Annotated in this window: 17 protein-coding genes; 3 read left to right on the top strand and 14 right to left on the bottom strand. The window is 53.6% G+C overall.

Annotated elements, in window-relative coordinates:
- Positions 1-5 precede the first annotated feature (5 nt).
- A complete protein-coding gene (locus GQY55_RS10565) occupies positions 6-326 on the top strand; it encodes a hypothetical protein (protein ID WP_160041037.1) in 321 nt (106 codons plus the stop codon).
- Between the two features lie 145 nt (positions 327-471).
- Here the strand turns inward: GQY55_RS10565 and GQY55_RS10560 are convergent, their stop codons facing one another.
- From GQY55_RS10560 to GQY55_RS10510, 11 genes are all read right to left on the bottom strand, one after another.
- Positions 472-1,395, bottom strand: a complete 924-nt coding sequence (locus GQY55_RS10560; RefSeq protein WP_160041036.1) for a patatin-like phospholipase family protein — start codon at positions 1,393-1,395, stop codon at positions 472-474.
- A 76-nt stretch (positions 1,396-1,471) separates the two neighbouring features.
- Complete coding sequence (locus tag GQY55_RS10555) at positions 1,472-3,061, bottom strand: family 10 glycosylhydrolase (protein WP_160041034.1); 1,590 nt, start codon at positions 3,059-3,061, stop codon at positions 1,472-1,474.
- A 141-nt stretch (positions 3,062-3,202) separates the two neighbouring features.
- A complete protein-coding gene (gene mntR, locus GQY55_RS10550) occupies positions 3,203-3,628 on the bottom strand; it encodes a transcriptional regulator MntR (protein ID WP_160041032.1) in 426 nt (141 codons plus the stop codon).
- Between the two features lie 266 nt (positions 3,629-3,894).
- The gene (locus tag GQY55_RS10545; RefSeq protein ID WP_160041030.1) at positions 3,895-4,608 is read right to left on the bottom strand and encodes a cytochrome c biogenesis CcdA family protein; all 714 of its coding nucleotides are present in this window, start codon (positions 4,606-4,608) and stop codon (positions 3,895-3,897) included.
- A 22-nt stretch (positions 4,609-4,630) separates the two neighbouring features.
- Positions 4,631-5,434, bottom strand: coding sequence for a metal ABC transporter permease (locus tag GQY55_RS10540; RefSeq protein ID WP_160041570.1), 804 nt, complete (start codon positions 5,432-5,434; stop codon positions 4,631-4,633).
- A 46-nt stretch (positions 5,435-5,480) separates the two neighbouring features.
- Complete coding sequence (locus GQY55_RS10535) at positions 5,481-6,233, bottom strand: metal ABC transporter ATP-binding protein (RefSeq protein WP_160041028.1); 753 nt, start codon at positions 6,231-6,233, stop codon at positions 5,481-5,483.
- 52 nt (positions 6,234-6,285) lie between these two features.
- On the bottom strand, positions 6,286-7,209 hold the full coding sequence (locus tag GQY55_RS10530; RefSeq protein ID WP_160041568.1) for a metal ABC transporter substrate-binding protein: 924 nt from the start codon (positions 7,207-7,209) through the stop codon (positions 6,286-6,288).
- A 220-nt stretch (positions 7,210-7,429) separates the two neighbouring features.
- A complete protein-coding gene (gene metG, locus GQY55_RS10525; RefSeq protein ID WP_160041026.1) occupies positions 7,430-9,409 on the bottom strand; it encodes a methionine--tRNA ligase in 1,980 nt (659 codons plus the stop codon).
- A gap of 389 nt (positions 9,410-9,798) precedes the next feature.
- Positions 9,799-10,068 carry a membrane protein insertion efficiency factor YidD gene (gene yidD, locus GQY55_RS10520; protein WP_160041024.1) on the bottom strand — a complete coding sequence of 90 codons (270 nt, stop codon included), beginning with the start codon at positions 10,066-10,068 and terminating at the stop codon, positions 9,799-9,801.
- A gap of 2 nt (positions 10,069-10,070) precedes the next feature.
- Positions 10,071-10,535, bottom strand: a complete 465-nt coding sequence (locus GQY55_RS10515) for a Fur family transcriptional regulator (protein ID WP_160041022.1) — start codon at positions 10,533-10,535, stop codon at positions 10,071-10,073.
- A gap of 284 nt (positions 10,536-10,819) precedes the next feature.
- Complete coding sequence (locus GQY55_RS10510) at positions 10,820-11,794, bottom strand: ABC transporter substrate-binding protein (protein WP_160041020.1); 975 nt, start codon at positions 11,792-11,794, stop codon at positions 10,820-10,822.
- A gap of 191 nt (positions 11,795-11,985) precedes the next feature.
- Here GQY55_RS10510 and GQY55_RS10505 point away from each other — a divergent pair, with 191 nt between their 5' ends.
- The gene (locus tag GQY55_RS10505) at positions 11,986-13,038 is read left to right on the top strand and encodes a FecCD family ABC transporter permease (protein ID WP_160041018.1); all 1,053 of its coding nucleotides are present in this window, start codon (positions 11,986-11,988) and stop codon (positions 13,036-13,038) included.
- Positions 13,035-14,090, top strand: coding sequence for a FecCD family ABC transporter permease (locus tag GQY55_RS10500; RefSeq protein ID WP_236575529.1), 1,056 nt, complete (start codon positions 13,035-13,037; stop codon positions 14,088-14,090). Before GQY55_RS10505 ends, GQY55_RS10500 begins: the two co-directional genes overlap by 4 nt.
- Before the next feature lie 150 nt (positions 14,091-14,240).
- Here GQY55_RS10500 and GQY55_RS10495 read toward each other — a convergent pair whose 3' ends face one another.
- From GQY55_RS10495 to GQY55_RS10485, 3 genes are all read right to left on the bottom strand, one after another.
- A complete protein-coding gene (locus GQY55_RS10495; protein WP_160041016.1) occupies positions 14,241-14,726 on the bottom strand; it encodes a hypothetical protein in 486 nt (161 codons plus the stop codon).
- Positions 14,727-14,910: 184 nt separating this feature from the next.
- A complete protein-coding gene (locus GQY55_RS10490; RefSeq protein WP_160041014.1) occupies positions 14,911-17,310 on the bottom strand; it encodes a copper amine oxidase N-terminal domain-containing protein in 2,400 nt (799 codons plus the stop codon).
- A 286-nt stretch (positions 17,311-17,596) separates the two neighbouring features.
- Positions 17,597-19,207, bottom strand: a complete 1,611-nt coding sequence (locus GQY55_RS10485) for a glycoside hydrolase family 3 protein (RefSeq protein ID WP_160041012.1) — start codon at positions 19,205-19,207, stop codon at positions 17,597-17,599.
- Between the last annotated feature and the right edge of the window lie 52 nt (positions 19,208-19,259).

Below are 19,259 nucleotides of genomic sequence, written 5' to 3'. Positions count from 1 at the left end.
ATAATATGAAAAGGCATGCTTTTATCTTTTGGATCGCCATCGCGCTCGCCGTACTTGGCATCGTGTGGGACATCATCGACCGTAATGCTGCCATGCTGCCCAGAATATTCATCCCACTGGGCGTGGTCGCCATCGTTTTTCTGCTTTACAAATTTCCGCCCGCCCGCTACCGCAAAAGGCCGAAGATCAAACCTTCCGCCCGGACGATGGAAAAGGTGGCCGCGGCGAAGCGATCGCAATCGACAGGCAAACGAAAGCATTATCCTTTTCAGGTCATCGAAGGCTCCAAAGGCAAAAACGATGATCAGCAGCCAAAATATCATTGATTCCCTCCCGCCTTGCCGGGACAGAAGCTCATGCGCGAAAAAGGCGTTTATCCTCCGTTAGGAAGATGAACGCCTTTTTATGATCTGGCCGGCCCGGCAAATTACCGAATCAGCCCTGCCAAAGGTATTTACTTTATGGTCCGGTTCATCCCTTAAACCTCGCAAAAAATTTCGTTCCCGCCTGGACTCCCGATTCGTACAGCTCCGCCGTTTTTTCCGGCGAGATGTGAAACTGCGTCGTTCCAACGCCAAGGGTCGGGATTTTGATCGTCCGAAACCGGTTTACCTGCTCGATGTATCGTTCGTCGTGCGCGGAAAGCATCGTCTCGAACATGGCCGTCAGCATGCTGATCGGACCGCGGATGACATGCGGGCGCCCCGTGCTCCGGCCCACCATTTGAAAACCGATCGTTTGGATCGGCGGCTGGCCGGAGCTATCCGCCGGGGTGTCGTCAAACAGCCAAAGCGGAAGATTGCTTAACAGCCCGCCGTCGACGACGTAGACGAACTGGTCTTTGAACGCTTTGCCCCTGGCGGCTTTTCCGCACATGCGCAAAATGACCGGATCAAAAAAATACGGGATGCTGGTGCTCATCCGGATCGCCTTCGATACCTCAAACGTCGCCGGGTTGATGCCGAGCTTCGCCAAATCGCCCGGAAGGACCAATATTTTGCCGTTCGTAATATCCGATGCGATAATCATCAGCTTTCCGGCCGGAAGATCCGAAAACGTGCGAATCCCTTTCGACCGCAAGATTTGATGTATCCAATATTCAAGCGCTTCGCCGCAATAAAGCCCTTTTTTCAGGAAAAGGCGCACCGCGGGCCCGATAATTTTGATGTTGAAAACGGGGGCTCGATGGAGGAACGATTCAAAGGGAGTCGTTTTGACGATTTCGCTCATTTCGTCAGCCGTAAAACCTGCAGCAAGAAGGGAAGCCACGATCGACCCCGACGAGGTGCCGGCAACCCGGTTAAACACCACGCCCGCTTGCTCCGCCGCTTTGACGGCGCCTGCCAGCGAAATGCCTTTCACGCCGCCGCCCTCGAATACCGCATTAATGAGCATAGGAAAACCCCCGTCCTCATCTATTTAACCTAATGTATGAGTTCGGGGGTTCAATTCATGACTTCATATGATGGTATTATTGCTGATAATAAGCGGTCAGCGCCGGAACAAGTCCGAGCGGGTTGCTCAGCAGGTTGCCGGCTCTAAAAAAGATGCTGCCTTTCACTTCGCCGTATTTCTCGTTATATTTCAGCTGGTTGATGATTTCCTGGGCGGTTTGCCAGCCGGCTTCCGACGTGCCCAGTTTATAGGCCGCATGACCGATGTAAAGATCTACCCCGGTACCTGCCACCTCTTGGGCCCACCAGTCGACCAGTTTGTCATATTGGGCGGCTTTGAATGACATGCTCCAATAAATTTGCGGTGCTACATAATCGATCCAACGGTTCTGAATCCATGTTCTGACGTCGGCGTAATAGGAATCGTACGCGGTAATGCCCGCATTCGTGTCCGAGCCGGTCGGATCCTTCGCTTTGTTGCGCCATACGCCAAACGGGCTGATCCCGAACGATACCGAAGGTTTGGCCGCGTGGATCGATTGTCCGAGCTGCTTGACGAACGCGTCGACGTTGTCGCGCCGCCAGTCGGCCTTCGGCAGCCCGGTTGCATTGTACGCATTGAAGGCGGCATCGTCGTCAAAGGTTCCGCTTGTCGGATAGAAATAATCATCCAGATGAACGCCGTCGATGTCGTATTTTTTGACGACCTCCATCACGACGTCGATAATATGCTGGCGCGCTTCCGGAATGCCTGGATTGATGATCAGCTGGTTGTTCGATTTCACAATCCAGTCCGGATGCTGGATCGCCACATGGTTTGCCGCCAGTTTGTTTGTCGCGGAATCCATGCTTGCACGGAACGGATTGAACCAGGCATGGAATTGCATCCCCCGTTTATGCGCTTCTTCAATCATGAAGCCAAGCGGGTCATAGCCGGGATCCGCGCCTTGCGTTCCGGTCAAATATTTGGACCATGGCACCAGATCCGACGGATAAAACGCGTCTCCTGCAGGGCGCACCTGGACGAACACGGCGTTGATGCCCGTCGATTGCAATTTGTCCAGCATCGCGGTAAACTCCTGCTTTTGCTGTTCCGCTTTTCCATAGGATTTCGCCGACGGCCAATCGAGATTGGTTACGGTCGAGATCCATGCCCCGCGCAAGCCTTGCGCCTGCTGCCCGCCGCCGTTGCCGGGCTCCGCCGGGTCAGGTATGTATGTGCCGGAAATCAAGGCGATGCTTTGAGCCGCTTGATTCCAAAGCACCTGCAGCCCCAGATTTTCGCCGATAAAACGCAGCGGCACCATGATTCTGCCGTTTTTGATTTCGACGGACGCGTCCAGCGCAACCGCCGCGCCGTTAACCGTGGCCGTTTTTTTGCCGTTTGTCAGCGACATGGACGAGCCGTTTTGAAGGATGGTGACCGTTTTCGTCGTTTGTTCCCAGTTGACGGACGCTCCCAAGCCTTCGCTGATCACGCCAAGCGGCACCATCGTCACATAAATTTTCGGAATGATGTAAGGATTGACGTCGCTGGCGACGGGATTGCCGTCCAGCGTAATCGTGATCGGCGGTGTCGAGGTTCTTGCTTGAACGTTGGTTACGGGTAACATCAAGATCAATATAAGCGCCAGAATCATCCATCGTTGAAACTTCCAAAACCTCATTCTACGAATCCTCCAAAAATAATAGATTTGCAGGCATGGGGCGCCGCGCCGCAACGGCCGGCGTCCGCCTTTTGCTTTCAGGGCTTTCCTCATAAAAACGAAGAGGCATCCGTCTCTTTTTAGAAGGGACAGATGCCTTGTTTACGAATCGCCCACTAATTCAGTGTGAATGTTCCGCAATTCCTGAAGACGCTGCTCATCCCGGCGGAAATATTCTACAAGCGTTTCGATATGGGTAATGGAATCCCAGCTCAAATGATGCTCGATCCCTTCCACATCCGTGTAAATATGCTCATCGGATACGCCGATCATCGTCAAAAACTCTTCCAGGAGTTTATGGCGGTCAACCAGCCGTTTTCCCATTTTTTTGCCTTTACTGGTAAGCACGAGTCCCCGGTACTTCTCGTAAATCAGATACTCGTCTTTATCCAGTTTCTGAATCATTTTGGTTACGGATGAAGGATGAACCTCCAGGCCTTCGGCAATGTCCGAAACGCGAGCATATCCTTTCTCGTCAATCAGCTTGTAGATGCGCTCCAAATAATCCTCCATGCTGGGCGTTGGCATCTTCTTCCCTCTTTTCTCTTTTTAAGCATGAAACTAAACACCTGCTCTTGTAATGATACATGTTTCCGAGAGCACTTGGCAAGTCCTGCCGGGAAACCTCTCTTTTCCAGGACAGCCTTGAAATCGCTTCCCCATTTTATGCAAAAAAAGGTAAAAGCAAAGGCAACCCGGTCCCCGATCCGGACGAACGCCAAAACGCCCTGCGAGTAATCCCCGCAAGGCGCATGTTCAACCATTTTCTTTCAGCTTTAGAGCGATCGATTCGCCTAGAATTTCATCCAGTCAGGCGTAATCGCCTGCAGCCAAATCGTAATTTTGGTCATTTGGTTCGTGAACAGCAGCACGCCCATCAGCAGCATCAAAGCGCCGCCGATTTTCATCATGATGCCGGAATATTTCACGATCCAGCGGGTGGACCCGATAAAAAACGCAAGCACGAAAAACGGGATCGCAAACCCGAGCGAATAAGCGGTAATAAGCGTAAACCACGAGCCTGGCTGAGACGCGGCAAGCCCTATAATTGCAGTTAAAATCGGCCCGACGCAAGGCGACCATCCGGCGGAAAACCCGATGCCGAAAATAAATGAACCTATGTATCCGGCAGGCTTGAATTTCAAATTCATTTTGTAGTCCTTCATCAGAAATTTCGGCTGAAAGATACCAATAAGGAAAAGTCCCATCAAAATAATTAAAATGGCCGAAAGCTGACGAATCAGATCACGATTGTTGTAAAAAAAGCTGCCCAAAAAACCTGCACTCACCCCAAGGGTGTAAAACACAACCGAAAAACCCAAAATAAATGCGAGCGTATGCGTCATGGTCCGGAACCGGACTTCCCTCTTGTTCTGCTCCGTTTTCAGCTGCTGCACCGACATGCCCGTAATATAGGACAAATACGACGGATACAGCGGCAAACAGCATGGAGAGATAAAGGAAGCCAGTCCCGCCAAAAACGCGATGCCGATGTTCAAGTTCGACAAGGCCGTACCCCCTAAACGATTTCTACACCGATAATCCTTTTTTGCCGGCCATGGTTAATACGAGAATCAGAATCAACAGGAGCACGATGGTGGCCCCAGGCGCCAAATTCCAAATGCCGGCGATGACGAGTCCGATAATGACGGCGATTTCGGAAATGACCACGGATAAGATGACGGAGGATTTGAAGCTGCGGGCGATCAGCAGGCTGATGGCCACCGGGATGGTCAGCAAAGCCGAGACGAGCAGCGCGCCCACGATTTTGATGGCCGTACTGATGACCAGCGCGGTCAAAACCGTGATCAGCATGTTCAAGAAACGCACGGGCAGGCCATTGACGCTTGCGGCGTCCTCCTCGAAGCTGAGCAGAAAAAACTCTTTGAAAAACAGGGCGACCACCGCGACGACAACGAGAGTAACAGCACCGACCACGTACAAATCCTGCGTATCCAGCGTATAGATGCTTCCGAACAAATAACTCATCACATCTGTATTGTAACCCATCCCGAGCGTAAAAAACAAAGAAGCCAGCGCGACGCCGCCGGACATGATGATGGCAATAGACAGCTCGGCATAGCTTTTATAGGCTTTTCGAAGCTTTTCGATCGCAAAAGACGCGACAACCGCAAAAACCAGACCCGCACCAAGCGGGTATACTTCGATCAAAAACCCGAGCGCCACTCCCGCAATCGTGACGTGCGCCAGCGTGTCGCCAATCATGGACAATCTGCGGAGCACCAAAAAGATGCCGATAAGCGGAGCGGTAATGCCGATCAGAATGCCGCCGACAAGCGCCCGCTGAAAAAAATCACTAAGCAAAATATCGATAACCAATAGAAACGACTCCTTCTCGCGAAATGCTTGCGGACCAAGGTCAGGACAGCGAATGCTGCAAATCCGGAACCTCGCAGTTTTGAACGTCATGGGAATGCCGGACGTAAAAATGGATGCTGCCGTTTTGCTGCTTCGGCTCTTTGCCAAGATAGTTTTCCACCATCCCCATATCATGCGAAACCATCAGGAACGTCATATGGTGATGCTGGTGCATGTGCGTGACCAGTTCAAAAAAATCGGCCTGGGTTTTGGCGTCGATGCCGACGGTCGGCTCATCCAAAATGAGCAGGTCCGGATGGTTGATCATCGCCCTTGCCAGAAATGCTCGCTGCTGCTGGCCCCCCGACAGCTCCCCGATCCTTTTGCCGGCGATCGACTCGATGCCCATGACCTCCATGGCGTCGTCGCATTTTTGCTGCTGGCTTTTGCTCACTCTGCGAAACAGCGTCTTGTTATTGTACAAGCCCGACAGGACGACCTCGCGCACCGTGGCCGGGAATAAAGGGTTAAACGCGTTTTTTTGCGGAACGTACCCGACCCGCTCCCAATCTTTAAATTTGCGGATCGGCTGGCCGAACAGCCGGATATCGCCTGCGCCCGCGGGCAAAAGCCCGACGATCATCCGGAGCAGCGTCGATTTGCCGGCCCCGTTGGAACCGATGATCCCGACGAAGTCCCTTTCCTTCACCGAAAAACTCAAGCCGGAGATGACCTGCTGCCCCCGGTAAGAAAAAGAGACGTTTTCGAGCTCGACCACCGGCTGGTGGCAGTCATCAAGGTTCGGCGTTATCATAGTGGGTCTCCACCTTTCTGTCATGGAATGGCTGCCGGATTTCGGATTTCTCCTATTCCTGCAGCGCCAAAATCAAATTCGTCAAATTATTGCGCATGAGCGAAAAATAATCGTCCCCATGCTTCAGCTGATCTTCAGTCAGCCCTTCGACCGGGTTCAGCACCAACACTTCCGCCCCCGTTTCCGAAGCGAGCGTTTTGGCGAGCCGGTCCGACACGAGCTCTTCAAAGAAAATATAATGGATGCCTTTTTCCTTCACGAGATTCGACAGCTCCAGCAAATCCCTGGAGCGCGGCTCGGCGTCGGGAGACAGGCCCATGATGGCATGCTGCGTCAATCCGTAATCCCGGGCCAAATAACCAAAAGCCTCGTGGGATACGACGATTTCCTTCCGCGGCATCTTGTCCAGCTTCCCGGTAAACTCGCGGTCCAGCTCTTCCAGTCGTTTTTTCAGATTCAGGTAACGTTCGTTATAAGCATCCTTATGGGCCGGATCGACTTCGATGTAACTGTTTTTCATATTTTCCGCCATGATCATCGCGGATTTCGGGCTGACCCACGTGTGCGGGTCGACATGATGCTGATGCCGCAGCCCTTCGCCTTCATGATGTTCATGCTCGTCCTCCCCGTCGGCTTCGATCAGCTTGATGCCTTGGCTGACCTCGTAAGCCTTCACCTTGCTGCTGCGGTTCAGGCCCTTCAGAAATTGCGGGACCCATCCCTCCAGCCCGGCGCCGTTATAAAAAAACAGCTGCGCTTTGGACGTATTGACGATATCCTGGCTGCGCGGCGTCCAATCATGCGGTTCGACGCCCGCCGGCAGCAAATTGATGACGTTGGCGTCATCGCCGCCGATCGCTTTCGCAAATTCGTATATCGGGTAAAAGGTCGTCACCACGTTGACCTTGCCTTCGACGATTTTTCCTTGGCTCTGCGGACCGCAGCCTGCCGCCAGCATGACGATCAGCAGGGTCATCAAAGCAGCCGCAGCGGTTTTGAGCCTCCATGTTCTTTTCACCTTTTTTAAACCTGCCTTAATCGTAATTTTTACTAACAAATTATAGAATGGGCTTTGAAAATTTGTCAACACCCTGACGGCTGCTATCTTTCAAATAAAAAGACGGATTCCCTTCAAACTTCGAAGGTATCCGTCTTAGTATTCCAACATTTTCCGATGTTCAGACCGATTGGGTCGTTTACTTGACGACTGCGCCGTTTGGCATGCTGTCAGGCACGGTAGCCAGCGTCAGCTGGTCGCCTTGGGAGGCCGCAAGGATCATCCCTTGGGACAGCTCTCCGCGCAGCTTGACCGGCTTCAGGTTCGTCACGCAGATCACTTTGCGTCCCAACAGCTCTTCAGGTTTGTAAAACTTCGCGATGCCGGAAACGACCTGGCGCTGCTCAAACCCGAGATCGAGCTGCAGCTTCAGCAGCTTGTCGGCTTTTTTTACCGGCTCGCACGCGATGACCTGCGCCACGCGCAGCTCGACCTTCGCGAAATCTTCGATGCCGATTTCTTCCTTCAGCTCCGGCGCTTCGGCAACGGCCGGCGCTTCCGTTTTCGCCGCTTCCGTTTCTTTGGCGGCAGGAGCTCCGCCGGTCATCGCTTCCTTGATGTAAGCAACCTCCTGCTCGACTTCAAGGCGCGGGAAAATCGGGTTGCCTTTGACGAGTTTCGTTCCGGCAGGAATGAGGCCAAACGTTTTGCCGCTGTCCCAAGCGGTCAGTTCGCCTTCGCTAATCCCCAGCTGCTCCCAGATTTTGCGCGGAGCCTGAGTCAGGAACGGTTGCAGCAGGATCGACGCGATCCGCAGGCTTTCCACCAGATGGGTCATGACGGACGCCAGCTCTTCGCGTTTGCTTTCGTCTTTTGCCAGCGCCCATGGCTGGGTTTCGTCGATGTATTTGTTGCTGCGGCTGATGAACTGGCTGATCGCCGTCAAAGCGACGGAAAATTCCATGTTTTCCATGGCGTCTTCCACTTTCTGATACACCGCTTTTGCAGCTTCTTCAAGTTCGCCGTCGAACGCGGTGACGCCGGACTTGTATTCCGGCACGACGCCGTCAAAGTATTTGTCCACCATCGCGACGGTGCGGTTCAGCAGGTTGCCGAGGTCGTTCGCCAAATCCGAATTGACGCGTTCCACGAAACTTTCCGGCGTAAACGTTCCGTCGGCGCCAAACGGCACCTCGCGAAGCAGGTAATAACGAAGCGTGTCGAGGCCGTAACGGTCGATCAGCGTCACCGGATCCACGACGTTGCCTTTGGATTTCGACATTTTGCCGTCCTTCATCAAAAGCCAGCCGTGCGCAAACACCTTTTTCGGGAGCGGCAGGTCAAGCGCCATCAAAATGATCGGCCAATAAATCGTATGGAAACGTACGATCTCTTTGCTCATCAGATGGACGTCGGCCGGCCAATATTTGTCGAACAGCGACGTGTCATCCGAACCGTAGCCAAGCGCGGTGATATAGTTCAGGAGCGCGTCGATCCACACGTAAACGACATGTTTCGGATCGCTTTTGACTTTGACGCCCCATTCGTACGTCGTCCGGGAAACGGCCAAATCTTCCAGCCCCGGCTTGATGAAATTGTTGATCATTTCGTTTTTGCGGGATACCGGCTGGATGAAATCCGGATGCTCTTCATAATATTGAAGCAGACGGTCCACGTATTTGCTCATGCGGAAGAAATAACTTTCCTCTTTGACGCGTTCCACCGGCCGTCCGCAGTCCGGACATTTGCCGTCCACGAGCTGCCGTTCCAGAAAGAAGGACTCGTCCGGCGTGCAGTACCAGCCTTCGTATTCGCCTTTGTAAATGTCGCCTTGCGCAAGCAGGCGCTCAAAAACTTCCTGCACGACTTTCGTGTGCCGGGGTTCGGTCGTCCGGATGAAATCGTCATTGGAAATGTCGAGCTTTTTCCACAGCTCCTTGATGCCCGCCACGATGTCGTCGACGAACTGCTGCGGCGTTTTGCCCGCTTCGGCCGCTTTGCGTTCGATTTTTTGGCCGTGCTCGTCGGTTCCCGTCAAATAACGCACGTCATAGCCGCGAAGCTTTTTGTAACGCACCATGGCGTCGCCCGCCACCGTGGTGTAAGCATGGCCGATATGCAGCTTGTCGCTCGGGTAATAGATCGGCGTCGTCAAATAAAACGTCTTTTTTTCAGACATAGGTTGTCATCCTCCACACTTTTGATATTGTTCTTGGATCAGGATTTCGCAAAATCCTCGTAAAAACAAAAAAATCCCGCCCCGCTATGGGACGAGAGTTCTCTCACGTGTTACCACCCAATTTCCCCGCTTCCTTCCGGAAAACGGGCTCCATCGGTTCCCGGCAGCCGCCGGTGACCGTCCATTAACGCTGGAACACGCCGCATCCTTACGCAGCGGATCATTGATCCGCTTCGCTCGAAAGCAGTTCCTCCGGGACCATCTTCGGAAAATCGCCTAGACCGGTTCGCAGCTGCCCCGGCTCTCTGAGCTAAGCAGACATTTTCTTACTCATCCGTTCGTCGGAAATGCCATATATTCCTTAATATACTGAACCCGGTTACCGAAAGTCAAGCGAGGCGGCTGCCTTTATTCCCCGATTGGCCGCCTTTCTCCTTGCGTGGAGGAACCGGATCGAGGCCTCCCGGGTGAAACGGCTGGCATTTGGCGATCCGTTTGGCGGCCAGCCACGAGCCTTTTAACGCCCCATGCACTTCAATGGCTTCCAAAGCGTACGCGGAGCATGTCGGATAGAACCGGCAGGTCGGCGGCTTGAGCGGCGAAATGAATTTGCGGTAAAACCGGATCGGTCCTTGAACCGCTTTGCGGGATATGCCCATCTTCATCGCCCCTCGGCGGGTTTGGAGGCCGCAGGGTTCGCCTCGTCCGGCATGGCGTGCCGGCAGTCCTTACAATATCCGAACACTTCGAATTTATGCGTCACGACCTGAAATTGCTCGGGGGCATCGGTAAATTGCACCGGACAGAAATGGATCGGATACGTTTTTTGACACTGCAGGCAGATCATGTGGTGGTGATGGTGCTCTTCGCTGCAGCTGGCCTTGAACTTGATGCCGTCTTCGAACACAACCTGCTCCAGCACGCCGAGCTCCTGCATGACCCTCAGATTCCGGTATACGGTATCAAAGCTTAAGCCGCTGTATTTTTTGCACATATACTCATAGACATCCTTGGCAGACAAATACCCCGAATGTTCGCCAAACAATCCGGCGAGCGTCTTCCGCTGGTCGGTAATGCGCAGTCCCTGTTCCGACATGGCGTGAATGATCTGATCCGTCGAAAGCATAACGCTCATCCTCCCGTTGACATCAACGCAAAAAATGCATTGGTTCGCACTTTCGCTGCTTCTCAAAACCAATCGAATGTGCAGTATGTTAATACCTTTAATAATGCCTCAAAACGGTATGACAGTCAATCGAAGCGCCCGGATGCTGTGGAGGAAACCGCGCTCTAATGCGGCAAAAGGTGGCGCCGGCAGAAAAAAAGCCATCCCGTGCAAGTTTTTGCTCCTGCAATCGGGACAGCCTCTTTGATCGTATAAAATTCGTATAAAAATGACGTGACTTTTTATTATTTAACGAAATAGGTTTTCAGCTGATCCAGCATCAGGTTTGCGGCAAGCACCCCGCCCGCCGTATTCCAGATGACGTCGTCGACCTTGTGGGCGTTGCCTTTTTTCACAACGTCGAGATTTTTCCACAGCTTGTCGTTTGTCCATTCCTTCTCCATTTCATTCCCTTTGCCGTTGCCGGTGTCATACGTGAAATAGAACATGATGTCTCCGTCCATTTCCGGAATGCGTTCTTTGCCTACATCGTCAAAAAATCCGTCGTTATCCTGGGATTTCGTGCGCGCAAAACCAAGCTCGCTCAAAATAAGGCCGGAGAACGTATCTTTATAATACATACGGGCTTTGCCCGCCATAAAACGGACCATGGACACTTTCATGTTCAGCTTGTCGCCCAGTTCGGCTTTCAAATCGGCTACGTGTTTGTCGTAAGCGGCAAGGACTTCGTCGCCTTTCGACTGCTGATTGACGGCGTTTGCCCACAGCTTGAAGTTGTCTTTCCACTCGCCGCGCAGCGTCTCGGAGAAGACGGTTGGAGCGATGGCGGATAATTGGTCGTATATTTTTTCCTGACGCATTTTCGTGCCCAAAATCAAATCCGGTTTCAGCGCGGCAATCGCTTCAACGTTCGGCTGGCTTTCTTCGCCGAGGTTTTCGACGCCCTGCATTTGATCCTTGATGTGAGGATACCATGGATCTCCCGTCCAGGATTTGACGGCGCCGACAGGTTTAACCCCAAGGGCAAGAAGGGCTTCCGTGCCTTCGTTGGTCAGGACGACGACGCGCTGCGGGTGGGCGGGCACTTCGACTTTCCCCATAATTGTATCGATCGTGCGGTTCGCATCGCCGGCGCTTTGCTCCGCCTCTTTATTTCCGGTTTCACTCGTGTTTGCGGTATTTCCGCTGTTGCTGCCGCATGCGGACAATACGAGCACGGCCGCCAGCAGCATAAGTATGATTCCGTTCCATTTTTTCATCAATCTATGTCTCCCCTTCGATTACTCTGATAATGATTATCAGTATCGAATCTATCCTAATCGAAGACGCTTCAGCTTGTCAACAAAAGAGAATAAAACAATCGGCAGGTTGTGACCGTCGCCCCTTGTGCCATGCCTTAATTGAGAATGATATTCATTGACAACTTTCACCCCTCCCCTTACACTTTTATATGTTGTTTATTTTGGCTGACAGGAATGAGGGATACGCCTTGCAGACAGTTTGGCTGCAAAAAACTACATATAAATGGATCGGCCTGGTCGCCGGGATCGTCATTCTTCTGCTCTGCGTCGCGGAAAGCATTTTGTTCGGGGTGCACGGCACGGGCTGGCGGCAGGTGCTGGAGGCGTTCACTTCGTATAACGGCAGCACCGAGCATATCATCGTCCGCGAAGTCCGGGTGCCGAGAGCATTGATTGCGGCGTTTGTCGGCGGAAGCCTCGGCATTTGCGGGGTTTTGCTGCAATCCTTGACCAAAAATCCGCTGGCCGATTCCGGCATATTCGGCATTAATGCGGGAGCTTCATTATTTGTGGTCGCTTCCTTCGTTTTATTTGGAGTAAGCTCGCTTGCTTCGTTTACATGGATCGCTTTTTTGGGTGCAGGCGTCAGCTGCCTGTTCGTTTTTGTTCTCGGATCTGCCGGCAGACAGGGGCTTACCCCGCTCAAAATTACGCTCGCCGGAGCCGCCATCACCGCGTTTTGCAGCTCCATGACCAACGGCATGCTTATCATTAGCGGACGCGCGATGGAAGAGGTGTTGTTCTGGATGTCGGGATCGGTGGAGGGCAGAAGCCTCGACATTTTGCTGAGCCTGCTACCCTACATGCTGGCGGCATGGATCGTCGCCATGTTGATCAGCTCTTCCGTCAACACGCTTATGTTAGGCGACGACGTCGCCAAAAGCCTGGGGCAGCGAACCGCGCTGCTGAAGCTTACGATGGGCGCGCTGATCGTCGTCCTGGCCGGAAGCTCCGTCGCCGTGGCCGGCCCGATCGGATTTCTCGGGCTTGTCATCCCGCATATCGCGCGAACGATCGTCGGCAGAGACATCCGCTGGCTGGTTCCTTACAGCGCGGCGATGGGGGGCATATTGCTTCTGCTCGCCGACATCGCGGCCCGATTCATCGCCATGCCGCGGGAAATTCCGATCGGCGTTATGACCGCCATCATCGGCGTTCCGTTCTTTATTCAGGCTGCCAGAAAGGGGCTGTTAAAAAAATGAGCCGTTCCGCCAAATCCAGAGAGCCGATCGCCATCCGGATGAAAGGGAATCGGGTTTCCTTTCTGACCAGCAGAAAGCAGATTTTCGTTTTGGCCGGGTTGGCCGTTCTATTGCTGCTTGCCCTCGTCGCAAGCATCGGCTTTGGCACGAAATACGTGAATCCGTGGGCCGTCGTGCAGGCCATATTCGGACAGGGCGATGCGCTGGACGTCGTCGTCGTCCAAAAGCTGCGCTTGCCGCGGGTGCTGGTCGGCGCCATGGTCGGCGCATGTTTGGCCATGTCGGGCGCGATTACGCAGGGACTGATCCGCAACCCGCTTGCTTCCCCCGATGTGATGGGGGTCACCAGCGGCGCTTCGCTTGCGGCAACGGCGATCATTACGCTGATTCCTTCGGCCAGCGTCTTTTGGCTGCCGCCGGCCGCTTTTGCCGGCGCCGCGCTCACGACCTTGCTGATCTATTTCCTGTCTTGGAAAAAAGGCGTCAATCCGCTGATGCTCGTCCTTGTCGGCGTCGGCATCGGCGCCGTCGCTTCGTCGCTGTCGACCATGCTTTTGGTGACCGGGCCTACCGACGTCGCGCAGAAAGCCTTTAACTGGCTGCTGGGCAGCGTATACGGCAGCTCGTGGAAACACGTCAACATGCTTCTGCCGTGGTTTATTGCGCTCGGATTTTTAAGCCTGGCGTTTTCGCGCCGCATCAACATGCTTCAGCTTGGCGACGACCTCGCGGCCGGAGCTGGAAGCAGCGTCGAAAAAGACCGGACGATGCTGATTTTCATTGCGGTAGGATTGGCGGGGGCAGGCATATCCGTCGGCGGGGCGATCGGTTTTGTTGCGCTGCTGGCGCCCCATATCGCCCGGAAGCTGATCGGTTCCTCTTATGGCTCACTGCTGCCGGCAAGCGCCTTATGCGGCGCCCTGATCGTTGTTCTCGCCGATCTGCTCGCCCGGAACCTTGTTCCCCCGCTTGATATTCCCGTCGGGGTGTTCACTTCGGCGGTAGGAGCCCCATTTTTCATTTATTTGTTGTGGCGAAGCAGAAGCTCTTAAAATAAAGCGACTTCCGAATTCAACGATCTGACTACAAGCTTGTTTAAAAAGCGAACTCTTTAAAACGAACGAAAGCCTTCCCGTTTCATTAAGCCGGGAAGGCTTTTTGTGTGGTCCGCAAAGAAAGGAGCCATGCGCTTTTATCTCTTTTCAGCGGTTTTCATGTTTATATCCGTTATTGAGCCATTCGAACATGTCCGGGGAAATCGCCCTTCTTTTTTCTTCGCCGCGGCTGATGACGATTTCGTTTTCCGCCGGCGTACAGGTTTTGATTCCGCTGCCGTCCGGATACGTAACCGAAACGCAATCATACGCCGGCTCGACCCTCATCCTTTGATGGCTTTCGGTCGTGAGCTCGGCAGCCATCGGATAACCGTGACGCCCATAATCCGTCTGGCCCGGGATTGGCTTGGCCTGTTCAAGCCATTCCGCCATTTTGGCGATGATCGGGTCGCCCTTCGTCCATGTCGTTCCCCGCATATCGTCCCCGGGTTTTCCGCCCACCAGCTTCACGGTTACGATCCCTTCTCCCCGGATCGCTTGGTTCCTTGGACCCGGTTCGTCGGCACGCACGGCAGCAGCCGTTAACAAAAAGGCGATGGCCAACACGCCGGACATGACAAACAACCGTTTCATATATATCCTCCCCCCGTTCCTTTCATTGATAGCCGCCACACCTTTTTTAAAACGATCCTGCTTAGGTTACGGGATACAAGATCCTCTTATTGCAAAAACTGCCTCTATATCATCGGATATAAAGGCAGTTTTCTATTCAATCTGAAATGATCGGATTTAGTGCGAAGGAACCCATCTCAACGCCTTAAGGCAGTTTGACTTCAGGCAGCGGTGTAAACAGCAGGTTGATCGGCAGGTTGCTGCCCGGCGCGGCAGTGTACCAAATTTCCACGTTTTCCTCGCCGTTGCCCGTGCGGTACAACACGCTCGCTTCATGCGGCGCATTGACGGATACGTTTTTGGCAACCTGAACCGGCTGGCCGTTGACCATCACGACGCCCGTGTACAAGCCGCCGCGCGGATTCAATGTAATCAAGGTATGCGGAGCGACGCGGCTAACCGTAATTTTATACAATACGCCGAAGTTGCCCGCGTTGGAAGTTTCCGTTCCGTAAATGCCGTCCAAACCTGTCAGATTCGGATCCTGGCTGTTGTCGCCAAGAACGAGGCGCGACGGCGTGTCGCCGACGAGATCGTCATAGCGGATCAAACGCGTGGAATCCGGATACGTTCCGCGGTTATGAACATCCCGCTCCAGGTTCGTCAAATACGGCAAGGTTTGCAGCGGATCTTTGCTTTCGTCGATCATGATGAAGCTGTATTGGATCGGAAGATCGCTAAACGCGTCGGCAAGCGCCGAAATCGTATCCCCCTGCTTCATTTTGACTTTGCTGATATCGGTCATGACGACTTTGCTTTCACCCGGAGCCAGGTTGATGACCTGACGGGCGGTTTGGTTCTGCATCGATTGGAAATAACGTTCCGTCGACACTTTACCGGTCAACGTCGGATACAGGTTCGGTCCGCCCATGCCAAAGTCCTGAATCGTAAGCTGAGCAGCCGTATCCGCGTTCGTATTCGTCGCGATGACGTACAGCTTCATGTTTTTTCCGGTCGAATTGACGTGGTGCACCATGAAGCGCGTGTTCCCGAGCCCCGTTTCGCGATACAAAAGCCCTTCCTGGTACACGGTTTCCGGGCTGTTGCTGCGGATCAGCGTGGACGGCTCGGAAGAAATCTGGTATTGCAGGTTTTTCCACGATGGAACTTGGGAACCGTCAAACGTAAATTTATCGCCTACATCCGTAAACAGCTTGTTGAATTGATCTTCGGTGTACAACGTTTCGTTTGTGATATTGATCGTCTTTTGGAATTCGCTGGTCGCACCGTGTTTGTCGGTGACGGTCAGGCGGATGGTCACCGGACCCGGCGTAAAAAACGCCTTGCGGTCGTTCAGCCATTCGCGGCTGACGATCGCGTTCTCGTCATCGGTGCTCAGATCGGTGATCGTCACCTTTTCGCCCATTTTGTACTCGTCTTTATCGGTCGTAAATTTCGCTACAGGCGGTTCATTAGGCTTCACCACGTTTACGGTGACGGTGTACGGATCGCTCCATTGTCCGCTGGAATCCTGGACATAATGCGTAATCGTGTGAGGGCCTGCCTCCTGGAACACGTCTTCTTTGCCTTCCCAGCGTTCGTCCACGATCTCCAGGCCGTTCGAAACCTTCGTTTGCGTGGTGTACGTCACCGTCGTTTCGCCGGCATAAATTTCCGAAGGCGAAACGGTAAACGCAGCCACCGGTTTGGTCGAAAGCGTCAGAATGACCCTTTTGTTGGCCTGGTCAACCGTATAAGGAATGTTCAGCGCTTGGGTGATCGAAGTAAGCGGCACCATGAACACGTTGTTTTGCTGATAAGCCGGGCCTTTCATTTTCGTAGAGACGCCGTCGACGCGGTACACGTTGCTGTTCGTTTTAAAACGAAGCTCCTTGCCGTCTTTCATAATGATCGTTTCTTTGGTTTTGTTGTCATATGTAAGCTTGAGTCCCGCATGCTCGACCATCGCCCGGATCGCTACGTAGGAAACGCCGTTTTTGACCGCCATGGGCTGGCCTGCAAGATAAAGCTTTCCGTTTTGGTACATTTTGTTGCTGTTCATCATCAGGATCAACTGATCGGAACCGGCTTGAAGCGGATCAACGGAGGTTACCGAAGTTCCTGCGGATTTTCCGTCTTTGCCCGGATCGGAAGCGTCGTTTTGCCCGTTCGTTTGGCCGTTCGGATTCACGTCTCCCGGTTGATCCTGCGTATTTTTGCTGCCGTCTTGCGACGTCGGATCCGTTTGGGAATTCCCGGATTGGACATCTCCCGTTTTGCCGGAGTCATTCTGGTTTATGTTCCCGTTGTTACCGTCTGTCGTTCCGGTGTTCGTTGTTGTTCCGGTGTTCGTTGTTCCCGTTGCTGTCTGGTCTTTCCCTGCAGCATTGTTTGATGGTTCCCCGTTTTTGGAATTGTCTGCAATTCCTGCTGCGTTAGCGGCGCCGTCCTGCTTCGCGTTTGATGCAGCGTCCGTATTCGCGGTGATGTTTTGAATCGTTTCCGTAGTTCCTGTGACCGCACCTTCCGCACCCGCGGCCGGAACGACCAACGCGGTCTGGGCTGCAGCTAACACAGCGATCATTGTCAGTTTCTTGAAATTCATGTACAGACTCCTTTACACTCCCATTTTTCTATCTCGCCCTCAAACAGACATAGTATTAGACGCAGTATCCGATAAAAAGTTGCTTACCGTTTTCAAGCAAAATAAGAAAAAAGTCGATCGGTGGAATTTTTGGGCATGACCGGCTGTTTTATACGGAATTTTCCCACGGTTTTAGCAAGCTTTTTCTCCCCGGAAAATCTTGATGTTCAGAAAAAAAAGCGGAGGATTCCCGCCGAAAAGGGATCTCCCGCTTTCAAACCTTGCGACGATTCAATTCAGTGCATGGTTAGACGGCGCCCAAGACGCTCAGGCTGACAGGCAGCTTGCCTTCGGCTTTGTTTTTCCCTGCCAGCACGGCCGCCAACGCTTCCATGAAATAAGGCGTATTTTCGTAGCAGCACAGATAAGCCGGAATGGATGGAATTTCGTTCAAATCGTACGGATTCCGGGTTGAAGCCGCCACCAGCTTGTCATGCTTTTGCTCCATCAGCCGCTCGGCCAGCACGCGCTGTCCTTCCGGCAGCGCGCTTCCCGCCGTATAAGTGACCAGGACGACCTGACTGAAGCCTGCGGCAACGGAGATCACCCGTTCGATTGCTTCCTCGTCCGGTTCGGCGCTGACCACGATTTCCTGAACCTGCTCCACATGGCCGGACAGCGCATCCCCAAGGGTGACAAACTCCGTCCACGGCTCGTCGACCTGCGTTTCGGAACGCAATTCGGGCCAGATGACCAACACGGGCGTTTCGGGTTGAAGCGGCAGCTGCCCCTGGTCCTTGACGAGCGTCACGCTCTTCAGGGAAACCTCCTTTAGCAGGCGATCCACCTCGGGTTTCTCATGCCTTTCGCGGAATACCGGCGGCTCGTCCGGGGTTTTCAGGTTCGCCAGCCGTTTGGATTTCAGCGCCAAAATGCGGGCAACGGCGTTGTCGATCGTTTTTTCGCTGATTCTTCCCGACAAGACGGCTTGTTTAACCGCTTCGATCGCTTCGATCTGATCGCTGAGCGTATGGCTGACCAGGACGACGTCCGCGCCGGCTTCCACCGCTTTGACCGCTCCTTCCCCGATGCCGAAAAACTTGGCGATCGCGTGCATTTCAAGGCAATCGGTCACGATGATGCCGTCGTAGGCCAAATCCTCGCGCAGCAGCCCGGTCAGCACCGATCTCGACAATGTGGCAGGGATCCGTTCCGGCTCGATGGCCGGGAAAATGACGTGGGCAGTCATGATGACGTCGACGCCGCCGCGGATCGCCTCGATGAACGGCTTCAGCTCAACCTGCTGCAGGCGGTCCAGGTTATGCTCGACGGTAGCCAAGCCCATATGGCTGTCCACGTTCGTATCGCCATGCCCCGGAAAATGTTTTGCGGCTGCGGACAGCCCCTTCTCCTGGAACGCCTTGATGACGGCCGCCCCATGTTCGGCGACCCGGTCGGCGTCTTCCCCGAACGACCGGACCCCGATCACCGGGTTATGCGGGTTGTTGTTGACGTCGAGGCATGGCGCGAAGTTCATGTTGATGCCGACCTGAAGCAGCTCCTCGGCGCTGATCTTCGACACCTCATAGCTGTATGCCGGATTGCCGGTAGCGCCCAGGGACATATTGCCCGGAATCCGGCTCATTTTTTTATGGTCGATCCGCGCCACCATGCCGCCTTCCTGATCGATGGCGATCCACAGCGGCAAATCCCCTTGATCCGCAGCCAGCTTTTGCAGCGAAGCCGAAAGTCCGGCCACTTGTTCGGGGTCGCCGATATTGCGGCGGAAATAAATGACGCCTCCCAGATGGTATTCCTGAATCAGTTTCTTGATCTGGTCGTCCGGCACCAATGAATGAAATCCGCAAATGAACATTTGGCCGATTTTTTGCTCCAGTGTCATGTTCGAAAGATCCATTTTTCTATGCACTTCCTTATCAACTTAAAAATAGGGCTTGCTTTTCCAACAT

The sequence above is a fragment of the Paenibacillus sp. USDA918EY genome (assembly GCF_009870825.1).
Lineage (GTDB): Bacteria > Bacillota > Bacilli > Paenibacillales > Paenibacillaceae > Paenibacillus_AQ > Paenibacillus_AQ albilobatus.
Note: the sequence above shows the minus strand (reverse complement) of the source record. Positions and strands in the feature narration are given on the sequence as shown.

What these genes read in the sequence shown, in the direction of transcription:
- GQY55_RS10555 (WP_160041034.1), bottom strand. Translation starts at nt 3,061, where the DNA reads ATGAGGTTTTGGAAGTTTCAACGATGGATGATTCTGGCGCTTATATTG.
- yidD (WP_160041024.1), bottom strand. Translation starts at nt 10,068, where the DNA reads ATGGGCATATCCCGCAAAGCGGTTCAAGGACCGATCCGGTTTTACCGC.
- metG (WP_160041026.1), bottom strand. Translation starts at nt 9,409, where the DNA reads ATGTCTGAAAAAAAGACGTTTTATTTGACGACGCCGATCTATTACCCG.
- mntR (WP_160041032.1), bottom strand. Translation starts at nt 3,628, where the DNA reads ATGCCAACGCCCAGCATGGAGGATTATTTGGAGCGCATCTACAAGCTG.
- GQY55_RS10560 (WP_160041036.1), bottom strand. Translation starts at nt 1,395, where the DNA reads ATGCTCATTAATGCGGTATTCGAGGGCGGCGGCGTGAAAGGCATTTCG.
- GQY55_RS10500 (WP_236575529.1), top strand. Translation starts at nt 13,035, where the DNA reads ATGAGCCGTTCCGCCAAATCCAGAGAGCCGATCGCCATCCGGATGAAA.
- GQY55_RS10565 (WP_160041037.1), top strand. Translation starts at nt 6, where the DNA reads ATGAAAAGGCATGCTTTTATCTTTTGGATCGCCATCGCGCTCGCCGTA.
- GQY55_RS10505 (WP_160041018.1), top strand. Translation starts at nt 11,986, where the DNA reads ATGTTGTTTATTTTGGCTGACAGGAATGAGGGATACGCCTTGCAGACA.
- GQY55_RS10490 (WP_160041014.1), bottom strand. Translation starts at nt 17,310, where the DNA reads ATGAATTTCAAGAAACTGACAATGATCGCTGTGTTAGCTGCAGCCCAG.
- GQY55_RS10510 (WP_160041020.1), bottom strand. Translation starts at nt 11,794, where the DNA reads ATGAAAAAATGGAACGGAATCATACTTATGCTGCTGGCGGCCGTGCTC.
- GQY55_RS10485 (WP_160041012.1), bottom strand. Translation starts at nt 19,207, where the DNA reads ATGGATCTTTCGAACATGACACTGGAGCAAAAAATCGGCCAAATGTTC.
- GQY55_RS10515 (WP_160041022.1), bottom strand. Translation starts at nt 10,535, where the DNA reads ATGCTTTCGACGGATCAGATCATTCACGCCATGTCGGAACAGGGACTG.
- GQY55_RS10535 (WP_160041028.1), bottom strand. Translation starts at nt 6,233, where the DNA reads ATGATAACGCCGAACCTTGATGACTGCCACCAGCCGGTGGTCGAGCTC.
- GQY55_RS10530 (WP_160041568.1), bottom strand. Translation starts at nt 7,209, where the DNA reads ATGACCCTGCTGATCGTCATGCTGGCGGCAGGCTGCGGTCCGCAGAGC.
- GQY55_RS10495 (WP_160041016.1), bottom strand. Translation starts at nt 14,726, where the DNA reads ATGAAACGGTTGTTTGTCATGTCCGGCGTGTTGGCCATCGCCTTTTTG.